19 protein-coding genes, 1 pseudogene and 1 riboswitch are annotated in these 21052 nt (G+C 70.5%); of the genes and pseudogenes, 12 read left to right on the top strand and 8 right to left on the bottom strand.

Translation table 11 applies throughout. The features are described from left to right. Window positions 1–622: 622 nt before the first annotated feature. Window positions 623–1438 carry a DUF427 domain-containing protein gene (locus tag ACZ63F_RS05040; RefSeq protein ID WP_469708794.1) on the bottom strand — a complete coding sequence of 272 codons (816 nt, stop codon included), beginning with the start codon at window positions 1436–1438 and terminating at the stop codon, window positions 623–625. 292 nt (window positions 1439–1730) lie between these two features. After that, a riboswitch (SAM riboswitch) is annotated at window positions 1731–1844 on the top strand. A 34-nt stretch (window positions 1845–1878) separates the two neighbouring features. Here ACZ63F_RS05040 and ACZ63F_RS05035 point away from each other — a divergent pair. The 5 genes from ACZ63F_RS05035 (at window position 1879) to ACZ63F_RS05015 (ending at window position 7484) form a co-directional block, all read left to right on the top strand. Further along, window positions 1879–1995 (top strand): putative leader peptide, encoded by a 117-nt coding sequence (locus tag ACZ63F_RS05035; RefSeq protein ID WP_388908340.1) that lies wholly within the window; start codon window positions 1879–1881, stop codon window positions 1993–1995. A 220-nt stretch (window positions 1996–2215) separates the two neighbouring features. Beyond that, the gene (locus ACZ63F_RS05030) at window positions 2216–3835 is read left to right on the top strand and encodes an ABC transporter substrate-binding protein (RefSeq protein ID WP_469708791.1); all 1620 of its coding nucleotides are present in this window, start codon (window positions 2216–2218) and stop codon (window positions 3833–3835) included. A gap of 3 nt (window positions 3836–3838) precedes the next feature. Further along, window positions 3839–4798 (top strand): ABC transporter permease, encoded by a 960-nt coding sequence (locus tag ACZ63F_RS05025; RefSeq protein ID WP_469708789.1) that lies wholly within the window; start codon window positions 3839–3841, stop codon window positions 4796–4798. Beyond that, a complete protein-coding gene (locus ACZ63F_RS05020) occupies window positions 4795–5721 on the top strand; it encodes an ABC transporter permease (protein ID WP_469708787.1) in 927 nt (308 codons plus the stop codon). The genes ACZ63F_RS05025 and ACZ63F_RS05020 overlap by 4 nt, the downstream gene beginning before the upstream one ends. After that, complete coding sequence (locus ACZ63F_RS05015) at window positions 5718–7484, top strand: dipeptide ABC transporter ATP-binding protein (RefSeq protein ID WP_469708785.1); 1767 nt, start codon at window positions 5718–5720, stop codon at window positions 7482–7484. Before ACZ63F_RS05020 ends, ACZ63F_RS05015 begins: the two co-directional genes overlap by 4 nt. 184 nt (window positions 7485–7668) lie before the next feature. Here ACZ63F_RS05015 and ACZ63F_RS05010 read toward each other — a convergent pair whose 3' ends face one another. Together ACZ63F_RS05010 and ACZ63F_RS05005 are read right to left on the bottom strand one after the other, a co-directional pair. After that, entirely contained in the window at window positions 7669–10386 is a 2718-nt protein-coding gene (locus ACZ63F_RS05010; RefSeq protein WP_469708784.1) for a helix-turn-helix transcriptional regulator, read from the bottom strand. 236 nt (window positions 10387–10622) lie between these two features. Beyond that, a complete protein-coding gene (locus ACZ63F_RS05005) occupies window positions 10623–11105 on the bottom strand; it encodes an SsgA family sporulation/cell division regulator (RefSeq protein ID WP_469708782.1) in 483 nt (160 codons plus the stop codon). A 175-nt stretch (window positions 11106–11280) separates the two neighbouring features. Here ACZ63F_RS05005 and ACZ63F_RS05000 point away from each other — a divergent pair, with 175 nt between their 5' ends. Both ACZ63F_RS05000 and ACZ63F_RS04995 read left to right on the top strand, forming a co-directional pair. Continuing rightward, window positions 11281–11778, top strand: a complete 498-nt coding sequence (locus tag ACZ63F_RS05000; protein ID WP_469708780.1) for a MarR family winged helix-turn-helix transcriptional regulator — start codon at window positions 11281–11283, stop codon at window positions 11776–11778. A 112-nt stretch (window positions 11779–11890) separates the two neighbouring features. Continuing rightward, window positions 11891–12559: a nitroreductase gene (locus tag ACZ63F_RS04995; RefSeq protein ID WP_469709331.1), complete on the top strand. Its 669-nt coding sequence runs from the start codon at window positions 11891–11893 to the stop codon at window positions 12557–12559. 17 nt (window positions 12560–12576) lie between these two features. On the opposite strand, the gene ACZ63F_RS04990 is transcribed toward ACZ63F_RS04995, so the two are convergent. Further along, window positions 12577–13515, bottom strand: a complete 939-nt coding sequence (locus ACZ63F_RS04990; protein WP_469708778.1) for a sigma-70 family RNA polymerase sigma factor family protein — start codon at window positions 13513–13515, stop codon at window positions 12577–12579. A gap of 220 nt (window positions 13516–13735) precedes the next feature. Between ACZ63F_RS04990 and ACZ63F_RS04985 the strand changes: the two genes are divergently transcribed. Then, window positions 13736–14038 (top strand): DUF5133 domain-containing protein, encoded by a 303-nt coding sequence (locus tag ACZ63F_RS04985; RefSeq protein ID WP_469708777.1) that lies wholly within the window; start codon window positions 13736–13738, stop codon window positions 14036–14038. Between the two features lie 60 nt (window positions 14039–14098). Here the strand turns inward: ACZ63F_RS04985 and ACZ63F_RS04980 are convergent, their stop codons facing one another. Further along, window positions 14099–14587 (bottom strand): MarR family winged helix-turn-helix transcriptional regulator, encoded by a 489-nt coding sequence (locus ACZ63F_RS04980; protein WP_469708775.1) that lies wholly within the window; start codon window positions 14585–14587, stop codon window positions 14099–14101. A gap of 169 nt (window positions 14588–14756) precedes the next feature. Then, a pseudogene (locus ACZ63F_RS04975) lies at window positions 14757–14948 on the bottom strand (hypothetical protein); the annotation flags it as partial. Window positions 14949–15271: 323 nt separating this feature from the next. Here ACZ63F_RS04975 and ACZ63F_RS04970 point away from each other — a divergent pair. Continuing rightward, a complete protein-coding gene (locus tag ACZ63F_RS04970; RefSeq protein WP_132890954.1) occupies window positions 15272–15745 on the top strand; it encodes a carboxymuconolactone decarboxylase family protein in 474 nt (157 codons plus the stop codon). A 362-nt stretch (window positions 15746–16107) separates the two neighbouring features. Then, entirely contained in the window at window positions 16108–16518 is a 411-nt protein-coding gene (locus ACZ63F_RS04965; protein WP_469708772.1) for a cupin domain-containing protein, read from the top strand. 172 nt (window positions 16519–16690) lie between these two features. Here the strand turns inward: ACZ63F_RS04965 and ACZ63F_RS04960 are convergent, their stop codons facing one another. Beyond that, window positions 16691–17419, bottom strand: a complete 729-nt coding sequence (locus ACZ63F_RS04960) for an SDR family oxidoreductase (protein WP_469708770.1) — start codon at window positions 17417–17419, stop codon at window positions 16691–16693. A gap of 419 nt (window positions 17420–17838) precedes the next feature. Here ACZ63F_RS04960 and ACZ63F_RS04955 point away from each other — a divergent pair, with 419 nt between their 5' ends. After that, window positions 17839–18318 (top strand): Ohr family peroxiredoxin, encoded by a 480-nt coding sequence (locus ACZ63F_RS04955; RefSeq protein WP_469709330.1) that lies wholly within the window; start codon window positions 17839–17841, stop codon window positions 18316–18318. A 141-nt stretch (window positions 18319–18459) separates the two neighbouring features. Here ACZ63F_RS04955 and ACZ63F_RS04950 read toward each other — a convergent pair whose 3' ends face one another. Next, window positions 18460–18885, bottom strand: a complete 426-nt coding sequence (locus ACZ63F_RS04950) for a DUF1003 domain-containing protein (protein WP_469708768.1) — start codon at window positions 18883–18885, stop codon at window positions 18460–18462. Window positions 18886–19234: 349 nt separating this feature from the next. Between ACZ63F_RS04950 and ACZ63F_RS04945 the strand changes: the two genes are divergently transcribed. Beyond that, on the top strand, window positions 19235–20965 hold the full coding sequence (locus ACZ63F_RS04945; protein ID WP_469708766.1) for an L-aspartate oxidase: 1731 nt from the start codon (window positions 19235–19237) through the stop codon (window positions 20963–20965). Window positions 20966–21052: the final 87 nt, after the last annotated feature.

Genomic DNA, 21052 nt, shown 5'->3' with positions numbered 1-21052 from the left:
TGGGGAGGTCCTTCTCCAGGATGGGGCGCACGGCCGGTTGCCGAGGGTCGGGTGAACGGGTGACGAGCGGCGGTGGGACGGATGCGGGGCGGGTGCTCGGGCCGGTCGCGGCGCGAGGGTCCGACGGCAGGACCCTCGCGGTCTCGGGGCGGCTCTGCGCACGGCCCCGGGCATCCGGGAGCCGGAAGGGGGAAGCGCCCGGGCGGGCGGCGGTCGCCGCGACACCGCGAGAGGGACACCGCCGGGGCGGACGCTGCGCGTCGGCCCTTCCGGACATGCGCGAGGGGCGCACGCCGGCCGATGGCGTGATCCGCTCAGTGGATCAGCGACGCGTCTTGCGGATCAACGACAACAGAACGCGCTGGAGACGTGCGCCAGGTCGATGTGGCGCCTCCGGGTCAGATCCATGCGCGGGGTCATGGGAAGTGAGTTGAGCAGAGGTCCAGGCCGTCGGTCAATACGTTCCGGACAGCCCTCACATTGCGGAAACATCGGCCGCTCCTGAGAGGACGTCGTGCGACGGCCGACGGGGCCCGGCTGTCGGGCGACGTGCCAGGCCCCGTCGCGGTGCGGCCGGCCCTGGAGCTGCGTGCTCGGTCGGGACGGCGGCGGTCGTTGCCCGTCAGGTGCGCTGCTGGTCCACGAGCGCCTTGGTGAAGTGGGTGACGGGGCGTGCCAACCGCTCCCCGTCGACGGTGATGTCGACGGCCTCGTTGTAGAAGGCGAGGAGCCCCTGGACGGCCGAGACCGCGGGCAGCGGGTCCGGGTAGCTCCAGACGACGTTGGGCGGGACGTCGGCCCCGCCGCGCCACGACCAGTACTCGGCGGTGCCCTTGTACGGGCAGCCGGTGTGGTGGTCGGTGGCTTCGAGCAGGTCGAGGCGGACGTCCTCGCGCGGGATGTAGTAGCGGGTGGGCAGGCCGGTCTCGAAGAGCAGGACCGGCCGGCGGGTGTCGGCGACGACCGTGCCGTCGATCTCGACCACGAGGTGCCGGCTGCTGGGGATGGCGTCGACCCGCTTGTGCGGGTCACGGGGGTGGACGAAGATCTCTTCCTCCTCCTCGTACCAGTGGTCCAGGCCCCGCCCGACGCGCCGGAACCACTCGAAGGCGATGTGGTCGGCCAGGTCGGCGGCCGGGAAGGTCCAGGCGGCGTTCTCCAGCAGTTCGCCGTCGGCCTCGACGTCGTAGAAGATCCGTGAGCCGGTGTGGGTACCGGTCGGCGGGTTCTTAGCGGGCCGCAGGAGTTCCTCGCGTACCTCGGTGCGCGGGAACGCGTACAGCGGCACGGGAACCCCTGGTTCCCAGACGAGGACGGGGTGGCGGCTGTCGACGACCGTGACGTCACCCTTGCGGCCGCGCACCCAGCGCTCGCTCGGCTCCCACAGGAGCCCCTCCGGGGTGGTCCGCACGGCCTGTGCGGTGGGGAACGTGGTCATGGGCGGCTCTCCTTCGACTGGTTCACGCGATGACTTCGGCGACGTAGGGGCGGTTCTCCCGCCAGGCCGCGAGCTGCTCGGGGCGGCCGAAGACCCTCAGGTACTCCTCGACGTTGCCACTGGCACGCTCCCACACCGAGACGGGAGGAGCGGCGCGTCACCGTGCCGCCGGCCACCACCCGGTGCCGTCCGGGACGCAGCCTGCCGTCCGTCCCATGGGCCAGGTTCTCCCGAACAGGGCGTCACGGTGCGGCATTGACGTACGACAAAATCGATCCGTAGCATCACCAGCGGCATTGAGTGTCAGCGCCATGCCCTGGCTCGCTGACCGGCAACCCTCCCACGCGGTGGGGTGCTCCAGGTGAAAGCCCGGCGGGGTCACCGATGACTCCCGCAAGCGCGTGGCCCCGTGACCGGGGCCGGAGACGGGGAGGTTCGGCATGCGGCACAGCGACGACTCCGCTGCCTCCCCCGCCGACGCCACGGCGTACTCCCGGCTCTCGCGCCGACGCCACATCGATCTGAAGCGTTCGACCAGCTGCCTCTGTCGGGCCTGACCGGCCCGGCTGCCGCCGGCTGACGTCCGTCACCGGCCCCGGCCCCTGCGCGCCGCCCTTCCCGCATGCCACCGGTTCCCGGTGTCGTCCGCATGCCAACTCCCTTTCCGCACAGCGCATCCCCGGCGGGAGTCGATCCGCCCGGGCCGCACACACCGTCATGCCCGCACACGTCCGTGCGCGGTCGTGCCCCGGTGACACGAGTAGGAGAAAGCCCTCCGTGACTGCACTTCCGGATTTCAGACCTTCCCGATGGGCGCCCCTGGCCGCGCTCCTGACCACCAGCGTCCTGCTGACCGCGTGCGGTTCGGGCGACGACGGCTCCGGCGGCGGAAGCGGCCAGGCGAAGTCCGGCGGCACCCTGACCTTCGCGGTGGGCTCCGACGCCGGCTGCGTGGACCCGCAGCAGGTCGCCAGCAACGACACCATCTACTCGGTGCGCCAGCTCGTGGACTCCCTCACCGACCAGGACCCGAAGACCGGCAAGATCGTGCCGTGGCTGGCCAAGAGCTGGGACATCAGCGCCGACGCGACGACGTTCACGTTCCACCTGCGGTCGGGCGTCACCTTCAGCGACGGGTCGAAGCTGACCGCGCAGGTGGTCAAGGACAACTTCGACGCGGTGCCGGACCTCGGCGCCCTGGGCACCCTCGCCGAGGGCTACCTGAGCGGTGTCAAGAGCACCACCGTGGTCGACCCGCTCACCGTCAAGGTGACCTTCAAGCAGCCCAACGCCCAGTTCCTCCAGGCGACTTCGACCCACTCGCTGGGTATCGAGTCCTCGGCGAGCGTCAAGAAGAGCCCGCAGCAGAAGTGCAGTGACGGGGTGGTCGGGTCCGGGCCCTTCGTGCTCAAGCAGTACGTGCAGAACCAATCGGTCACCCTGGCCAAGCGCACCGGGTACGACTGGGGTTCCTCGCTGTGGTCGAAGAAGGGCGAGGCCTACCTGAACAAGCTGGTGTTCAAGGTCGTGCCCGAGGCGGGGGTGCGGGCCGGCAGTCTCCAGTCCGGGCAGGTGGACGCGATCAGCAGCGTCGGCAGGGCCAACGAGGCGGCGCTCAAGGGCGGCCAGGTCACCCTCCAGAGCCGGGCCAACCCCGGCGTGGTGTTCGGTCTCGGACTGAACAACTCCCGGCCCCTGCTGAAGGACGCGAGAGTCCGGCAGGCGATCTCGGCCGCCGTCGACCGCAAGCAGATCGCCGACACCGTCTACCCGACCGGCACCCAGCCGGCGACCAGCATCCTGGCGCACACCACCCCCGACTACACGGACCTCTCCTCGGACCTCGCGCTCGACACGGCCAAGGCGAAGTCGCTGCTGGATTCGGCCGGTTGGAAGGCGGGCAGCGACGGCATCCGCACCAAGGACGGCAAGAAGCTGACCCTGACCATCAGCTGGTTCCCCAACGCGGCCACCAACCAGCCCGCACTGGAGCTGGTCCAGCAGCAGCTCAAGTCGGTGGGGGTCGACGTGGTGCTCAAGCAGCTGCCGGTCACCCAGTTCGCCACCACGATCCAGTCCGGCGACTTCGACGTGGTGTGGGGGAACACGACCCGCGCCGATCCCGACATCCTGCGCAGCTCCTTCTCCACCCGGCTCGGCAACTTCTACCACCTGCCGCCCAGTTCGCTGGACACGGCGCTGTCCGCGCAGGCCGCGACCACGGACACCGCGAAGCGCAGGCAGCTGGTTGCTCAGGCGCAGAAGCTGATCGTGCAGAACGCGTACAACGTGCCGGTGGTGGAACTCCAGACCCAGCTCGGCGTCTCGAAGAAGGTGCACGACCTTGCATTCGACTCCGGCAGCCGCATCCAGCTGCACGACACCTGGATCGGCTAGCGGATGCGCCGCTATGTGATCAAACGGCTCGCGCAGGCGGTCGGGGTGCTGTGGGCGGCCTACACGGTGTCCTTCCTGGTCCTGGACTTCCTGCCCGGTGACCCGGTGTCCGCGATGGCGGGTGCCGGAATGGACACGGGACAGGTCGACCCGGCCCAACTCGCCAGACTGCGGCACGAGTACGGCTTCGACAAGCCGGTGCTGCTGCAGTACGCGGAGTATCTGGGCCGGGCGGTGCGCGGGGAGTTCGGCGACGCGGTCTCCACCGGCCGCCCGGTGACCTCCACCCTGGCCGACGCGCTGCCGCAGACGCTCCAGCTGACCGGTGCGGCACTGGTCCTGGCGGTGGTCCTCGGCGGCGGTCTCGCGGTGGTGGCGACCTACACCTCGCGACGGTGGCTGCGGCAGTTGCTGCTGTCGCTGCCCCCGCTGGGGGTGTCGGTCCCGACGTTCTGGGTGGGGCTGCTGCTGGTCGAGGCGTTCTCGTTCAGGCTGCACTGGTTCCCGGCGTTCGGCAACGACGGGCTGAAGGGCCTGGTGTTGCCGGCCCTGACGCTGGCGGTCCCGACCGGGGCGCAGGTCGCCCAGGTGCTGGCCAAGAGCCTGCTGACCGCGCTGGACCAGGCCTACGTGGAGACCGCGCGGGCCAAGGGCGCCGGCCGGTGGCGGGTGCATCTGCGGCACGCGCTGCGCAACGCCTCGCTGCCCGCGCTGACGGTGGTCGGCCTGCTGGTGGGGCAGCTGATCGCCGGTTCGGTGGTGGTCGAGACGGTGTTCTCCCGCGACGGTCTGGGGCGGGTGACGGCCGGTGCGGTCACCGCCCAGGACATCCCGCTGGTCCAGGGGGTGGTGGTGTTCGGCGCGCTGATCTTCGTGGCCACGAACCTGCTCGTCGACCTGGTCTATCCGCTGCTGGACCCGCGGATCGTCGTGGCCTCGGAGAGAAGGGCGGGCTTCGCATGAGTCAGAGTCTTGTCGACGACCAGGCGGAGGCCGCCCTCGGCCTCGCCCGGCCCGTGACGGAAGCGGGATCACCCGCGAAACCGGGCCGCCCCGCCGGCCTCCGCCGGGTGCTCCGCTTCCTGGTGCGCCGCCCCGGTCTGCTGTTGTCCGCCGGCGTCCTCGTGCTGGTGGTGCTGGCCGCCTTCTGGCCGGACCTGTTCACCTCGCAGGACCCGCTGAAGGGGGTGCCGTCCCAGAACTTCCGCGGCCCGAGCGGCAGTCACTGGTTCGGCACCGACGAACTCGGGCGCGACGTCTTCTCCCGCGTGGTCCACGGCGCCCAGCTCTCCCTCAAGGCCACGCTGATCGCGGTCCTGGTCGCGTTCGTGGTCGGCGGTCTGCTCGGGGTGGTCGCGGGGTTCGTGGGCCGCTGGGTGGACGACGCACTGATGCGTCTCGTCGACGTCCTGCTGTCCATCCCCGCGCTGTTCCTGTCGCTGGCGCTGGTCACCGCGCTCGGGTACGGGACGGTGAAGGTGGCGGTCGCGGTCGGCATCGCCAGCGTGGCCTCCTTCGCCCGGGTGGCACGGTCCGAGGTGCTGCGGGTGCGGCAGGCGGTGTTCGTCGAGGCTTCCCGGTCCTGCGGTGCCCGCTGGTACTCGGTGCTGGGCCGGCACGTGCTGCCCAACGCCGCGGGGCCGGTGATCGTGCTGGCCACCCTGGACTTCGGTTCCTCGATCCTGGCCGTGTCGGCGCTGAGCTTCCTCGGCTACGGCGCGCCGCCGCCCGCCCCGGAGTGGGGGACGTTGATCTCCGACGGCCGCAACTACCTGGCCAACGCCTGGTGGCTGACCGCACTGCCCGGTCTGGCGATCGCCGCGACCGTGCTGGCCGCCAATCGCGTCGCGCGGGCGCTGGACGGCGAATGGGCACGGCAGCGATGACCCACGAAACGCATGAGAACAGCGAAGCACGCGAGAACCGCGACCCGAGCGAGAACCGCGGCGCACGCGAGGACCGTGACGCACGCGAGAACGGTGAGAACGTGACCACACCACTGCTGGGGATCCGCGGCCTGTCCGTGTCGTACCGCACCCGGGGCGGCACGGTGTCGGCCGTGCGCGGCGTGGACCTGGACGTATGGCCCGGACAGGTGACCGCCGTGGTCGGTGAGTCCGGCTCCGGCAAGAGCACCACCGCGCACGCCGTCCTCCGGCTGCTGGCGGCGAACGGCACCATCGACGCGGGCACGGTCCGCTTCGGCCGGGACGACCTGGCCGCTCTCTCCGAGGCGGAACTGCGTACCGTGCGCGGCGCGCAGATCGGGCTGGTCCCGCAGGATCCGACCGTCTCCCTCAACCCGGTGAAGCGGATCGGCGAGCAGGTGGCCGAGGTGCTGCGCATCCACGGCCTGGCGACCCGGCGCGGGGCGGCCGCCGAGGCGGTCGCCGTCCTCGACAGGGCCGGGCTGCCCGACGCGGCCGTCCGGGCCCGGCAGTACCCGCACGAGCTGTCCGGCGGCATGCGGCAACGTGCCCTGATCGCGGTCGCGATCGCCGCGAAGCCCCGGCTGATCATCGCCGACGAGCCGACCAGCGCGCTCGACGTCACCGTGCAGCGGGTCATCCTCGACCATCTCCAGCACCTCACCGAGGAGTCGGGCACCGCGATCCTGCTGGTCACCCACGACCTCGGGGTGGCCGCCGACCGGGCCCAGCGCCTGGTGGTCATGGAACAGGGCAGGGTCGTCGAGGCGGGCGAGACCCGGGCCGTCCTGGCCGACCCGCAGCACGCGTACACCCGGCGGCTGCTGGCCGCCGCCCCGAGCCTGACCACGGCCCGCACCCGTACCCCGGTGGCCGCCGGCCCGGCCGACACCACGCCTCCCCTGGTCGAGGCGCGCAACCTGGTCAAGGAGTTCAGGCTGCCGCGAGCCGGAGGCGCGGCCCGCACCCTGCGCGCGGTCGATGACGTGAACCTCACCCTGCGGCGCGGGCAGACCCTCGCCCTGGTCGGGGAGTCGGGCTCCGGCAAGTCCACCACCGCCCGGCTGGTGCTCCGGCTGGCCGACGCGACCTCCGGGCACGTCCTCTTCGACGGCACCGACGTCACCACCGCCAAGGGCGCCGAGGTCAGGCAGCTGCGCCGGCGCGCCCAGCTCGTCTACCAGAATCCGTACGCCTCGCTCGACCCGCGCTTCTCCGTCGCCGAGGTGATCACCGAGCCGCTGCGGGCGTTCAAGGTCGGCGACCGCGCCTCCCGGCTCGACCGCGCCCGCGACCTGCTCGACCGGGTCGCCCTGCCCGCCGCGACGCTGGAGCGCCGCCCGGCCGAGTTGTCGGGCGGTCAGCGCCAGCGGGTGGCCATCGCCCGTGCCCTCGCGCTCTCCCCCGACCTGGTGGTGTGCGACGAGCCGGTGTCCGCGCTCGACGTGTCCGTGCAGGCCCAGGTCCTGGACCTGCTCGCCCAGTTGCAGGCGGACACGGGAGTGGCGTACCTGTTCATCTCCCACGACCTGGCCGTCGTACGGCAGATCGCACACCAGGTCGCCGTCATGCGGGCCGGGAGGGTCGTCGAGTCGGGCCCGCCCGGGGACCTGTTCTCCGCGCCCCGTCACGCCTACACCCGCGAGCTGCTGGCGGCGATCCCCGGCGGCCGTGTCCCCTCCCCCGCCACGGCGGCGACCACCGGTCAAGGATCAGCATGAGCACTCCTGACATCACCTCTCCGACCTTCCTCACCCCCGGCAACTTCGCGGACGCCGACCCCTGTCCGGGCCTGGAGGAGACCCTCCGGCTGTTCGAGTGCGGGGAGCGGAACGGGGGGACGAAGAGGCAGCCGCCCGGGGCCCTGGCCACGCCCGCCCCTCGCACGGCTCGGCGCCCCAGCCGTCAGAGGCCGGACGTGGACTGTTCGTCCTGCAGCGCGGCGAGGGCGGCCGCCAGCTTGCCGCGGCCGGTGATGCCCAGGCGTGGGTAGATGCGGTAGAGGTGCGCTCCGACGGTGCGGTGCGAGATGAACAGGCGGTGGCCGATCTCCCGGTTGCTCAGCCCCCGCGACGCCAGCACGGCTATCTGCATCTCCTGGGCGGACAGCTGATCGCCGGTGTTCGCGTGCCGCCGACCGCTCGACTCGCCGGTGGCACGCAGCTGTTCGCGGGCCATCTCGGCCCAGGGCTGCGCGCCGACCCGGTCGAACTCGGCGCGGGCGAGCCGCAGCGGGTGCCGGGCGTCGACGTTGCGGCGTTGGCGGCGCAGCCACCGGCCGTGGTGCAGACGGAGCCGGGCGCGCGACAGCGTCCATGCGGCCGGCAGTGCGGTCAGGGCCGCGGCGTAACGCTCCTCCGCGGTGTCGTCCGGCGCCAGCACCGCGTCGGTGTAGGCGTGCGCCACCACCATCATTTCCGAGGGCAGCCGACCGGCCAGCTCCGGAAGACCGGCCAGCAGGTCCCGGGCCTGTTGTACGGTGCCCGCGGCGACCGCGGCGTCCGCCAGGTCCGGTGCGAGCAGCCAGCGGCTCACCGAGTGGTAGTGCGGATCCGCGGGGTCGAAGGCGCGCGACAGCACGTCGTACGCCTCCGTCGCCCGGCCTTCGAAGAGCGCGAGCAGGCCGTCGGTCTGCTGTGCCATCACGGTGACGAACGGCATCTCCAGGAACAGGCTGTGCGTGCGCAGTTCGCCGGTCGTCCGCGTCGCCTGCTCGGTTTCCCCGCGCAGCGCCGCCACCAGGCCGGCCGTAGCCTTCAACCCCAGCCAGACGATCCACTCCCCCGTCTCCTCGGCCAGGGCCAGTCCTTCGGCGCACTCCTCGCGAGCCCGCTCGAGCTGGCCGAGGTACACCTGCGGCCAGGCGGCGGCCAGTGAACGGGCGAGAAGCCCGAGCCGGCCCTGCGAACGCCATGCCGCGGCCGCCGCCGCGAGGTACTGGACGGCGCGGCTGGCGTCGCCCGTCACCATCGCACCGCTGCCGAGGAAATGCAGGATCCGGCCGTCCTGATGGTCTGCTCCGATACCGCCGAGCCGCGCGATCACGTCGGCCCCGTGCCGGTACGGCTCGGCATACGCCCGCACCGCGAGCACGTGGGGGGCGTTCGGATCGGGATTCCAGCGGTCGAGTTCCGCTGCGGTCCGGGCCCGCACCTGCGCGTCGCCGTCCTGGAAGAAGCACCGCGCGCTGGCCCGCCACAACAGGTTCTCCGCGACGTCTCCGGCTCCCGCGTCGAAGGCTCCGGCCGCCGCGGTGACCATGTCCTGGATCCGTCGTTCCGGCTCGCCGGGTTCGAAAGCAGAACTGTCCGACACCACCATCAGGCGAGCCCGGTCGACCGGGTCCAGCACGCTCATGTCCATGCGGTCCAGCAGCGCCTGGACGCTGATGCTGTGGTTGATCTCGCTGGACAACTCGGCCGCCCGGACCAGGATGCCGGTCCGGCGCTGAGCGTCGAGGACGAGGTCGGCCGCCTGACGCAGCGCCGGGACGGCTGCGGCCGCCCTCCCTGCGGCCTGCGACGCATCGGCGAAACGTTCGAGCCGAGCGGCGAGCTCCTCGTCCGGCCCGATCGTGGCCGCTGCCTCGTGAGCGAGTCGGCGCTCGGGGGTCCCTTCCAGCACCGCTGCGAGGGCACGGTGGGTGGCCAGCCGGTCGGCGAGTGTCGCATGGGTGTAGATGGCCGTGCGCATCAGCGGATGGCGGAACTCGGCGGTGAAACCGACCAGGGTGACCAGATCCGCGTCGACCGCCTCCTGCACCGCGTCGACGGAGACCGCAGAGCCGGTGAGGCGGCTCGTCAGATCCAGCAGGAGGTTCAGGGGCGCGGCCGGCTCGGCGGCCAGGACCAGGAGCAACGTACGGCACTCCCGGCTCACGGAATCGGTACGTGCGGAGAAGGCGTCCTCCAGCCGCTGGGTCAGCGGCAGGTCGTCCAGCTGCGCGGTCATGCCCTGGACGGCCTTGGGCAGCTCCACCAGGGCCAGCGGATTGCCCGCCGCACGCTCCAGGATGAGCGCCCGCAACGACGGCGGCAGGTCGGGCGCGCCGGCGTCGAGCAGTTCGGCGGCGGCCGGCCGGCTGAGCGGTAGCAGCGGAAGGTCCAGGTGTCCGTACGACTCGGAGTACTGGACCCGAGCGCCGGCGATCACCTGTATGGCAAGGTCATGGGTGCGCCGGGCGACGAACTTGAGCACGTCCCGGCTCGAGGAGTCGATCCACTGCAGGTCGTCCACCAGCAGCAGGAGCGGCTGGAGGCTGGCCTCGTCGGCGAGGAGTTCAAGCACGGCCAGTCCGACCCGGTATATCTCGGGCTCGGTGTCCCTGGCACTGAACGCGGCGCTCAGCGCCGACCGGTGCGGATCCGACAGGTCCTTCATGCCACGGGCGACCGGCTGCAGCAGCATCTGCAGTGCGGCGAACGGCAGCCACTGCTCGGGCTCCACCCCGGAGGTGCGGAGCACCTTGAAACCGCTTTCCGCGGCCTCGGCCCCGACCGTGCGCAGCAGAGCCGACTTGCCGACACCGGCGGCGCCGTGGACCAGCAGTGCACCACCGTGCCCGGCTGCGGCGTCCGCGAGCAGACCCCGCAGGGTGCGCAGTTCCTCGTCCCGCCCCCTCACACTCGTGCGGATCCCGCCTTCTGCGGGGTTCGCGACAACCGCGTCCCGACACGTGCGCCCGCGGGATGCTCAGGCGCCGGACGTCCATTCATCGGCACGACAAGCAGGGGGCACAGCACGTGAAGCTTCTCTCCGCCAGGGGGGTGGTCCGCTCAGCATGCTACTCGTCGGGTGCGGCCCTCCTGCCGGTGAGGGTGGACCATCAGTCGAACGACTCTCTGACGTCACGTCTCGTCCTACAGCTGAACGGCAAGACCCTCCGGCCCCGGAGAGCTCCTCTCCTCCCCGAGGGGCACGACGTCGAAGGTGGCGGTCAGGAATTCATCGATCACCACCGCGGACGCGGCTACGACGAACGTCTCCCAGCCCGACCGGAACGACAGGTACACCAACCCATGGCCACGGATTTCGTCGGGCCAGACCTGCACATCACCGAGCCCGTCGAGCCGCCGCCTGCCCGAGGCCAGGAGGTCGCGGCCGAACTCCCACTCGACGACCGGATCACTGCCCGCGTTGAACGCCATGGTCACGGAGTACGGCTCCGCGCTGTCATAGCGGAGCTCTGTCATGACCGGCAGCGCCGCCCCCTCTTCGAGAAGAGCCACGACCGTTCGACATGTCACCGGCTCCGGCTCGACACCCCACCTGGCGTGGCCCTCCGACCCGGCTTTGCGAGCACACCCTGGCTCGTCATCGGTGTCGAAGACCTTGCCGCTCATGATTCGTCCCCTCTCGTCTTCCCGTCCACCACGAGCCTGGGACGGGCTGAGAGGCGATGCATCAGTCAAGTGACCACGAGGGCACGGCTCAGGCCGGATCACGGTTCCTCAGCCCATCCGTGACCGACTCACATGAAACCGTATCGAATGCACCTATGGCTGTAATGTGGTGCTCGTGACCACCCGCGCACCTCACGAAGCCGCCCCGCCGACCGCCTCGCGCGCCACCGACCGCCCCGGGGATGCCTCGCCTTTCGCTCTCGCCCTGTTGTTGCGGCGGGCGCACTGGCGGGTGGCCGGGGTGATGACGGAGGCGCTGCGCCCGCTGGGTATCGAGTTGCGGCACTTCGCGGTGCTGCTGGTGCTGGTCGAACGGGGGCCGACGGTGCAGCGGGACCTGGGTCCGGCGACGGGGTCGGACAAGGCGGGGGTCATGAGGGTCGTGGACGATCTGGAGCGGATGGGACTGGCCGTGCGCAAGGCGGTTCCGGGAGACCGGCGGGTGCGTGCGGTGGAGATCACGCCTCGGGGTGTCGAGCTGTTCGATGCGGCGCATGTGGCGGCGGAGCCGCTGGCCGAGCGCCTGGTGGCCGATCTGGAGCCGGGCGAACGCGAGCAGCTGACAGGACTGCTGACCCGGTTCGCCCACCCCGCCGAGCACGACAAGGCATGACCACGCCCACCCCCCTCTCCACCCACTGTCACACTCGTTCGAGATGGTTTTGACCGATACTGTATCGAGTGAGACGATTACGGAGGTCCAAGGAGAAGGGATGCGGGCGATCATGAATGTCTACGAGGCCGTCGCGAGTCGGCGAGCCGTGCGGGGATTCACCGACCAGCAGGTACCGCGGGAGGTGCTGGAGCGCGTGCTGTCCGCCGCGGCCTGGGCACCCTCCGCATCGAACCTCCAGCCATGGCAGGTCTACGTCCTGACCGGCCGACCGCTGGCCGAGCTCAAGAAGCGTGCGGGCGAACGCATAGCCGCGAGCGACCCCTGGGACGAGCCCGAGTACGAGCAGTACCCCCCAGCCCTCAAGAGCCCTTACCAGGAGCGCCGATCCGCCTTCGGCGAGCAGCGCTACGGCGCGCTCGGCATTCCACGCGAGGACCTGGAGGCGCGGCAGAGGGCCGCTGCCGCGAACTGGGACTGCTTCGGGGCGCCGGCCGCCCTGTTCTGCTACGTCGACCGCGGCATGGGCCGGCCGCAGTGGTCGGACCTGGGCATGTATCTGCAGTCCGTGATGCTGCTGCTCCGCGCCGAAGGGCTGCACAGCTGCACGCAGATGGCCTGGGCGAAGTACCACAAGACCGTCGCGGACGTCCTGTCGCCGCCGGATGAACTCCTTCTCTTCTGCGGCATGTCGATCGGGCACGAGGACGTCTCGGCAAGCCAACCCCGTATCGGCCGGGCGCCGCTCGAGGAGACGGTCACGTTCGTCGGCGGCAGCTGACCCGGCGGCGCCGCCGGTCAGAGCGAGCCGTCGCCCTGCGGTGACGGGCCCCCGTGCGAGCCGGATTCCGGGAGGGTGGGGGGCTGGTTCCAGGACCGCAGCTTGTCGGGATTGAGGACAACCCACACCTGCGCGACACGGTGTTCGGCGATGTCGAGACTGATGACGGCGGCGACCTGGCAGTCGTAACGGACGACGAGGCCGGTACGCCCGTTGACGGAGCGGGTGGTCAGGGTGGTGCGAGGGTGGCGGGCCAGGAGCGTCAGCAGGCCGTGGGCGACCTGACGGCTGCCGTGCACCGGCCTGCTCAGTGCGCGGACCTTGCCGCCGCCGTCGAAGAACGCCGTCGCGTCCGGACACAGCAGCGACTCGAGCAGTTCGGCATCCTCGTCCACGCAGGCCTGGCGGACGGTACGGGCGAGGAGATCCTGTTCCTCGGGAGGGGTGGAGCGCGAGCGCTGCTTCCGAAGGCTGCGGCGGGCACGGTCGGCGAGCTCGGCGCACTCGGGCTCCGGGCGTCCCACGATGTCGGCCACCGTGCCGGAGGCCATCCCGAAGACGTCGTTGAGCACGAACGCCGCCCGCTCGGCCGGCGACAGGGAGTCCAGCGCGTTCAGCAGAACCCGGCTGACCTCCTCCGCCAGGCCCGCCTGAGCGCCCTCGACGTCTGGTGGTTCCGTCGAGTGCTCCGCCGTCCGGTCAGGCCGACCGGTCACGCCACGGCGGGGGCGGGCGAGCAGGCCCAGGCAGATCCCGCCCGCGGTCTTCGTGAGCCAGTGCCGGGGAGCCGTGATCCGGCCACGTTCCGCGTCGGACAGGCCGTACCACCGACGGTAGCTCTCACCGACCACGTTCTCCGCCTCGCGGGAGTCGCCCAGCATCCAGTAGGTGACGTCCAGCAGGTGCCGCCGCTCATCGAGCAGCTCGGCGACCGGCACCGCGTCGGCCTCGTCCATATGGCTTCTCCCCCTCACCGGGCACAGCGCAACAACGACAGGTACGTTCCTCGGCTCAATCCTCTGACCGGGCATGCACGCGTCGTGTGACACCGGCCGTCTCCCGCGGCCGCGCATCCCGGGAATGCACCGGGCGGGAGCCCGTCTCGTCACACAAGCCGGGGACAACCGGTCTTCCCTCACGCCGGTGTGACCAGAACGTCGAAAGGGAGGCCTGGCTGTGCTCGTTGTTCCGGATCCGAAGGTCGTCAGAGGACTGCTGACCCGATACGCGTGCCTGCGGATCGCGTTCGCCGGGGACGAGGGGCGGGAGAGGGCACGCGAACTCGAGGACGTGAGTTACACGCTGTGCATCACGATGGGGGCCCGGACAGTCGACGAGGCCATAGCGGCCGCGGACACACTGCTGGTGGCCCGGGCCGCCGGGCGGGGCGGTGTCCGTGAGCCGAGCGGCGGGGACGGTCTGCCGACGAGCCCCTCCGACTGCCCAGCGCCCGGTGACATCCCCTCCGTCGCGCCGTAGAGAACCGTCCTCACCCGTTTCCGTACGGCCGCGGGCGAACCCGTCCGCGTCCGGGCGTGGTCATGCCTTGTCGTGCTCGGCGGGGTGGGCGAACCGGGTCAGCAGTCCTGTCAGCTGCTCGCGTTCGCCCGGCTCCAGATCGGCCACCAGGCGCTCGGCCAGCGGCTCCGCCGCCACATGCGCCGCATCGAACAGCTCGACACCCCGAGGCGTGATCTCCACCGCACGCACCCGCCGGTCTCCCGGAACCGCCTTGCGCACGGCCAGTCCCATCCGCTCCAGATCGTCCACGACCCTCATGACCCCCGCCTTGTCCGACCCCGTCGCCGGACCCAGGTCCCGCTGCACCGTCGGCCCCCGGTCGACCAGCACCAGCAGCACCGCGAAGTGCCGCAACTCGATACCCAGCGGGCGCAGCGCCTCCGTCATCACCCCGGCCACCCGCCAGTGCGCCCGCCGCAACAACAGGCCGAGAGCGAAAGGCGAGGCATCCCCGGGGCGATCGGTGGCACGCGAGGCGGCCAAGGGGTGCGGAGTGTCGGCTGTCACAGCCCCACGCTATCAGCCGTCCACTCACCCGATACGGTAGCGATCGACACGAAAAGAGAGCGGTCCCGCCTTCGGTGCACGTGGGCACCAGCTCCCGCTCCGGGCCGCTCGCCCCGCGCGTGTGGCCACGCTCCCGGTCACTGCTCACGCGAGGCAGCCCCGGGCGGTCGTAGCGATCACGATTCTCGACAACCGTCTCCGGGGCGATCGCGTCATGGCGCGCCAACCGGCCCAGGGCGGCGATGACGATCGACTCGGCGTCGACATGGAAATGGCGGCGTACGGCAGCACGGGTGTCCGACAGCCCGAAGCCGTCCGTGCCCGGCGACGTGCAGTCCTGCTCAACCCATTGGCTGATCTGCCCGATCCGGCCCTGCGTGCCGCACGACGGCGTCGAGGGACGCCTGCCATTCGGCGGTCTCCTCGGCGTCCCTGTCTGGTAGCGACACCCAGGACCGCGGTCGTGCCGTTCCTGTGCCCTCCTTCGGCACATGGACGGCGTGTCCGCGGCCCCGTGCGGTGATCGGCGTCTCGCGATCAACGTGGGTGCACAGCCGGCGAACCCTCGAACCGGGCACGGTGACGACACGACGAACGAGACCCGGGTCACATCAGGTTTCGGTGTCACACCTCGGCGGACTGCCCGGTCAGTAGTGCGTACCAGCAATTCCGCAAGGAGGATCCATGGACGCGCGTCTCAACTACTACGGCAATCCGCTCGCGGGCAAGGTGCTCAAGCACCTCGTCTCGGCCAGCAAGGCGCTGTCGGACTCGACGCTGCCGGCCACCGTGCAGCATCTGGTGGAGGTCCGCGCCAGCCAGATCAACGGCTGCGGCTTCTGCACCGACATGCACACCAAGGAGGCCACCCACGCCGGGGAGACCTCGGTACGGCTCAACCTGATCGCCGCCTGGCGGGAGGCGACGGTCTTCACCGAGGCCGAGCGCGCCGCGCTGGAGCTGGCCGAGCAGGGCACCCGCGTCGCGGACGCGGCCGGTGGTGTCACCGACGAGGCCTGGGCGAACGCCGCGAAGCACTTCGACGAGGACCAACTCGCGGCGCTGACCAGCCTGATTGCCGTCATCAACGCCTACAACCGCATCAACATCATCACCCAGCAGCCGGCCGGCGGCTACAAGGTCGGCATGTTCGGCTGAGCTCGAAGCCGGGGCCGGATGCCGAGGGCCGGGAGGCAGCCGGGCAGGGACAACCCTTGTCCCGTCATCGATGCGTTCGGCACGGAGAACGACGTTCGGGGCGCCGGCCAGCTGCGCTCAAGCAGGTGGTCGGCCGAGCCGGTCTCTTCGGAGCCCGGCACCGCTGCGCCGATGTTGGCGCTGCCGGGACCACAGCCGGCCGAACGGTGGCGGACGGTGGCGGCCCGCCGCGTGAAACGGGAGGCTCACGGCGCGTCACAGAAGTGGGACGCGTTCTGTCTTCGCTGTAGATCAAGTCGTTGTGAGCCTGGAACCGCTGACGCGAGCGCGTCCGTTCCGGGCCGGTACACGGAGGTAGCACCATGCACGAAATGCACTCAGAGGACGGATTCGGACCGAAGATGCTGGCGGACGTCAAGCCGCCCTTCGTTCCCGAGGGCGCTTCGGGAATGACCGTCCTCGTCGAGTGGGCTCCCGGTGACCCCGGGACTCCTCCGCACCGCCACTCGGGGCCGTGTTTCGGCTACGTCATCGAAGGAGCGGTCCGGTGGGAGCTCGAGGGCGAGCCGGAGCACGTGATCAAGGCCGGTGAGACGTTCTGGGAGCCGGGCGGTGAGGTGATCCACTACCAGAACGGCAACGCCTCCTCGGAGGTGCCGGCCAAGTACATCGTGTTCATGATGTGTGCGCCGAACCAGCCGATGCTCACCCTGGTCGACGACGAGGAGCTGGAGAAGCGGGCCCACCTGCGGGCCCCCCGCCCCACCGACTGAGCTCCCGCCCGCGCACAGGCCGGTTCCCGACGGAGTCACGGGACCTCGGCCGACGACAGCGAGCAGCCCCTCCCCTGCGCACCGCCATGGATCTCGCCATGGCGGTGCCGTCGTATGAACGGCGGCACCGAGCGGGCGCACGGCGGCCCCGGACGCCCCGACCGCGCCCCGGTCAGGAAAGCCAGTCGGTGTAGCGAGTGGGCGCGAGGTGCGCGTTCTTGTCGGTGAGGACGTCGCCCTTGACCACGGCGAACATACCGGCGGTGGGGTCGGTGACGACGGTACGGGGGTCGCCCTTGTGGGACAGAGTGATCCGGCCCAGTTCGTCCAGGGGGAAGATCTCGGGGCCGGCGACGTTGCGGATCCCGTTCAGCGGGGCGCCGGCCGCCACCTCCGCCACCGCGTGCGCCACGTCCCGGGAGGCGATGGGCTGAATGGGCGTGCCGGGAAGCCGGACGGTGTCCGCGTCGGCGGTCCAGGACAGCACCGCATCCATGAAGTCCATGAACTGCGTGGCCCGGACGATCGAATAGGGGATCGGCCCATCCGCGAGGATCTTCTCCTGGAGCGCCTTGGCGCGGTAGTAGTCCAGCTCGGGCACCTGGTCCGTGCCGACGATCGAGAGGATGACGAAGTGGCCGACACCGCCCTTGTCGGCCGCCGCCAGGAGGTTGTCCATCGAGGTCTGGAAGAACGCGAGGGAGGCGTCGTCGAAGGTCGGGGAGTTCGTCAGGTTGATGACGACGTCCGCTCCCATGACCGCCTCGTCCAGGCCCTGACCGCTGAGGATGTCGACTCCTGTGGACTGCGAGTGCGGCACCGCCTCGTGCCCGGCGGCGTTCAACTCCTTGACGACCTGCGATCCGATCAGTCCCGTACCGCCGATGACCGCGAACTTCATGACATGCCCTTCAGCCGGTACCCTGTCCGAAATGTTATGTGCATCACTATATGTGGGCACCATGGGTTCGGCTCGGACACATGTCAGGGTGCGCAGCAGCCTCCGTCAGCCGCGCGGGCGCCCCACCCCCACCCACCTCGACGGCGACTGTCACAACGGCGGGGATCTGTCGGTCAAGTGACTGTCCGCATCTGGAAACCCTCCATACGCGAAGGTGCCCCTATGGCATTCGACATCACCGGTCCGTCGGGTTCTGCCCATGGCCGCCCGGAATCCCGCAGCGCACGGCGGCTCGGTACCAACAGGCCCCGGGGTGCACACAGGCCGACGAACGTGAGTCCTCCGGCGTCGGTTTCGGCTCAGCGCCCGGCTGTGTACTGCGACGCCGACGGAGACATGCCGTGAACGAGCCGACCCGGTTGCCCGATCTGTCCACCGACAAGGACTTCGACGGAGAGGCTTTCGCGCCGATCTACACCACCACCGTGACGGTGAACGGGGGGATGGCGCGTCACGGGCGGGCCTCGGGAAGGGCCCGCTCGGGCGACGGCGTCCTGGATCTCGACCTGCGCATGCCGGCGGAACTGGGCGGAGACGGCCAGGGGACGAATCCCGAGCAGTTGTTCGCCGCCGGTATTGCCGCCTGTTTCCACGGGGCGCTGAGTCTGGTCGCACGGCAGGCAGCACTGGACCCCGCAGCGATCTCCGTGGAGGCGACCGTGGCTTTTGGACGGGACCCGGAAGACGGCGGCTACCTCTTGCATGTCGACCTCGAGGTCAGGTGGCCGGACATCGACGTGGCCGTCGCCGCCCCGCTCGTGGAGAAGGCCGATTCGCTCTGCCCGTACACGAAGATGGCTCAGCGGGGAACACCGACGAACATCAGGCTGGCCTCATAGCCGACGGCGTCGGCTGCTTGCCCGGCCGTATGTCGTCTCGACGGCTGTCGTGTGTCTCGTGCCTGCACACGACAGCCGTCGTAAGAGAGTGACGACCACCACGTCCCCACCACCACCGCTGCCGGCCGCCAAAAGGCCACGTCACAGCGCGTCCGGGGCCACGGGCGGAACGTCGGAGCCTGATTCCAGCGCGCTCCTGCTCTGCTTGATGATCTCCTGGACGTGCAGCTCGATCTCCTGCGGATTCAGGCCGAGCGCCTTGCCTGTGTGCACCGCCCAGATCTCGGCGCGGAGATTGGTCTCGAAATCCAGATCGGCCCGGACGTTCTCCCGTGCGGCTTGCCGGTTCTGGCTCACCATGACGAAGGTGGACAGGAAGATGGCCTCAAGGCTCACGATCATCGTGAGCAGCCCGAACGGGTAGGGGTCGAAGACCGCTGCGGCGCCGAGCAGCCTGAGGTTGAGGGCGATCCACAGCGCGAACCAGACGGCATGCACGTAGACGAAGCCCATCGTGCCCGCGAAGGCCGTGATCGCGTCCGCGAACCGGTCCTGCGTTGTGCGCACCCTGGCGGACACCAGTCGCTCGTGGCGCGCACGGAGGTCGAGGCGGTCAGTGCCGCCGGAAGCGGAGCGCGGCCGGGCGGCCCGGCCTTCGGATCGAACGGTCATTCGTACTTACACCCTCATTCCCTCGCCGAGGACGCCATCGCCACCGGCCGCCCATGGCCTCGGCACGACCAGGTGGGGACGCCCGGAACGCCCTCACGCCCGGAGGACGCCCGGGAGTACGACCGGAGGTATGACCGTGGAGCCCGCGCGATTGTGACGGCCGGCGCCCGATCCGGGCGCTGTCACAGATTCCGGGACGGCCCGGTCCTAGTGGGTGACAATCCCACGGCGATCGGAGTAGGTCGTGACTCTCACCGAACAACGTATTTCCGCCACGGTGCTGGTGATCGGAACCGGAGGTGCCGGGCTGCGCGCAGCGATCGAACTGGCCGAGGCCGGTGTCGACGTCCTCGCGGTCGGCAAGCGCCCCAAGGAGGACGCGCACACGGCGCTTGCCGCCGGAGGAATCAATGCCGCCCTCGGCACCATGGATCCGGAGGACAGCTGGCAGCAGCACGCGGCCGACACGCTCAAGGAGAGCTACCTGCTCGCCGATCCCCGCACCGTGGAGATCGTCACGCAGGGCGCCGCCCGGGGCATCGGCGACCTGGAGCGCTACGGCATGGCCTTCGCCCGTGAGGAGGACGGACGGATCTCCCAGCGCTTCTTCGGCGCTCACACGTTCCGGCGGACCGCCTTCGCCGGCGACTACACCGGTCTGGAGATCCAGCGCACGCTCATCCGGCGCGCGGACCAGCTGAACATTCCGGTGCTCGACGGTGTCTACATCACCCGGCTGCTGGTCCACGACGGCGCCGTCTTCGGTGCCTACGGCTTCGATCTCACCCATGGCACGCGGTACCTGATCCACGCCGACGCCGTCATCCTCGCCGCGGGTGGCCACACCCGGATCTGGCGGCGGACGTCCTCCCGGCGCGACGAGAACACAGGCGACTCGTTCCGCCTGGCCGTGGAGGCCGGCGCCCGGCTTCGCGACCCCGAGCTGGTGCAGTTCCATCCTTCCGGGATCATCGAGCCCGAGAACGCGGCCGGCACCCTCGTCAGCGAGGCCGCGCGCGGTGAGGGCGGCATCCTGCGCAACGCGCTCGGCGAGCGGTTCATGAACCGCTACGACCCCGCCCGCATGGAGCTGTCGACCCGTGACCGGGTGGCCCTGGCCTCCTACACGGAGATCAAGGAAGGGCGGGGCACGCCCAAGGGCGGAGTGTGGCTCGACGTCTCCCATCTGCCACGACAGACGATCATGACGCGTCTCCCCCGCGTCTACCAGACCCTGCTCGATCTGCAGATGCTGGACATCACCCGCGATCCGATCGAGATCGCGCCCACCGCGCACTACTCGATGGGCGGGGTGTGGGTGCGCCCCGAGGACCACAGCACCGACGTGCGCGGCCTGTACGCCATCGGTGAGGCGTCGAGCGGGCTGCACGGTGCCAACCGCCTCGGCGGGAACAGTCTCATCGAACTGCTGGTCTTCGGCCGTGTCACGGGCCAGGCGGCCGCCGCCTACTCCCGGTCCCTGACCGCCCAGCCCCGGTCGGCGTCGGCTGTCGCACAGGCCCGCGCGGAGATCGACGAGCTGCTGGTGGCCGACGGACCGGAGAACGTCCGCGCCCTGCAGCGCGCCATCCGCAACACCATGACCGAGCACGCCGGAGTCGTACGCGACGAGGAGGGCCTGCGCGCCGGGCTCGCGGAGCTCGCGGCGATCGAGAAACGGATGGAGGACGTCGGCGTCCACCCGGACATCGCCGGCTTCCAGGACCTCGCACACGCCTTTGATCTCAAGTCCGCCGCGCTGGCGGCCCGGGCCACCCTCGAAGCGGCACTTGAGCGCCGGGAGACCCGCGGCTGCCACAACCGCAGCGACTACCCCCACCTGGACCCCGCTCAGCGGGTCAACCTCGTGTGGTCGCCCACGACCGGTATCACCCGGGAGAGCATTCCGGCCATCCCCGACGAGATTTCCTCCCTGATGGCGGAGGTCTCGACCGACGGAAAGCTCGCCGAATAACGCCGCGGTCCGGACCCGGCGCTTTCTCGTTTCACCGCCTTCGAGGGGATTCTCAAGCTCGAAGGGGGATGCCCCACTCGGTCCGAG

Source organism: Streptomyces sp. NPDC104761 (genome assembly GCF_055583445.1).
Note: the sequence above shows the minus strand (reverse complement) of the source record. Positions and strands in the feature narration are given on the sequence as shown.

Bases quoted from the DNA above. Each gene is read 5' to 3' on its own strand.
- ACZ63F_RS05005 (WP_469708782.1), bottom strand. From the start codon at position 11,105: ATGAGCGGCAAGGTCTTCGACACCGATGACGAGCCAGGGTGTGCTCGC.
- ACZ63F_RS04965 (WP_469708772.1), top strand. From the start codon at position 16,108: ATGCACGAAATGCACTCAGAGGACGGATTCGGACCGAAGATGCTGGCG.
- ACZ63F_RS04995 (WP_469709331.1), top strand. From the start codon at position 11,891: ATGAATGTCTACGAGGCCGTCGCGAGTCGGCGAGCCGTGCGGGGATTC.
- ACZ63F_RS05040 (WP_469708794.1), bottom strand. From the start codon at position 1,438: ATGACCACGTTCCCCACCGCACAGGCCGTGCGGACCACCCCGGAGGGG.
- ACZ63F_RS05020 (WP_469708787.1), top strand. From the start codon at position 4,795: ATGAGTCAGAGTCTTGTCGACGACCAGGCGGAGGCCGCCCTCGGCCTC.
- ACZ63F_RS05015 (WP_469708785.1), top strand. From the start codon at position 5,718: ATGACCCACGAAACGCATGAGAACAGCGAAGCACGCGAGAACCGCGAC.
- ACZ63F_RS05035 (WP_388908340.1), top strand. From the start codon at position 1,879: ATGCGGCACAGCGACGACTCCGCTGCCTCCCCCGCCGACGCCACGGCG.
- ACZ63F_RS04970 (WP_132890954.1), top strand. From the start codon at position 15,272: ATGGACGCGCGTCTCAACTACTACGGCAATCCGCTCGCGGGCAAGGTG.
- ACZ63F_RS05025 (WP_469708789.1), top strand. From the start codon at position 3,839: ATGCGCCGCTATGTGATCAAACGGCTCGCGCAGGCGGTCGGGGTGCTG.
- ACZ63F_RS04960 (WP_469708770.1), bottom strand. From the start codon at position 17,419: ATGAAGTTCGCGGTCATCGGCGGTACGGGACTGATCGGATCGCAGGTC.
- ACZ63F_RS04990 (WP_469708778.1), bottom strand. From the start codon at position 13,515: ATGGACGAGGCCGACGCGGTGCCGGTCGCCGAGCTGCTCGATGAGCGG.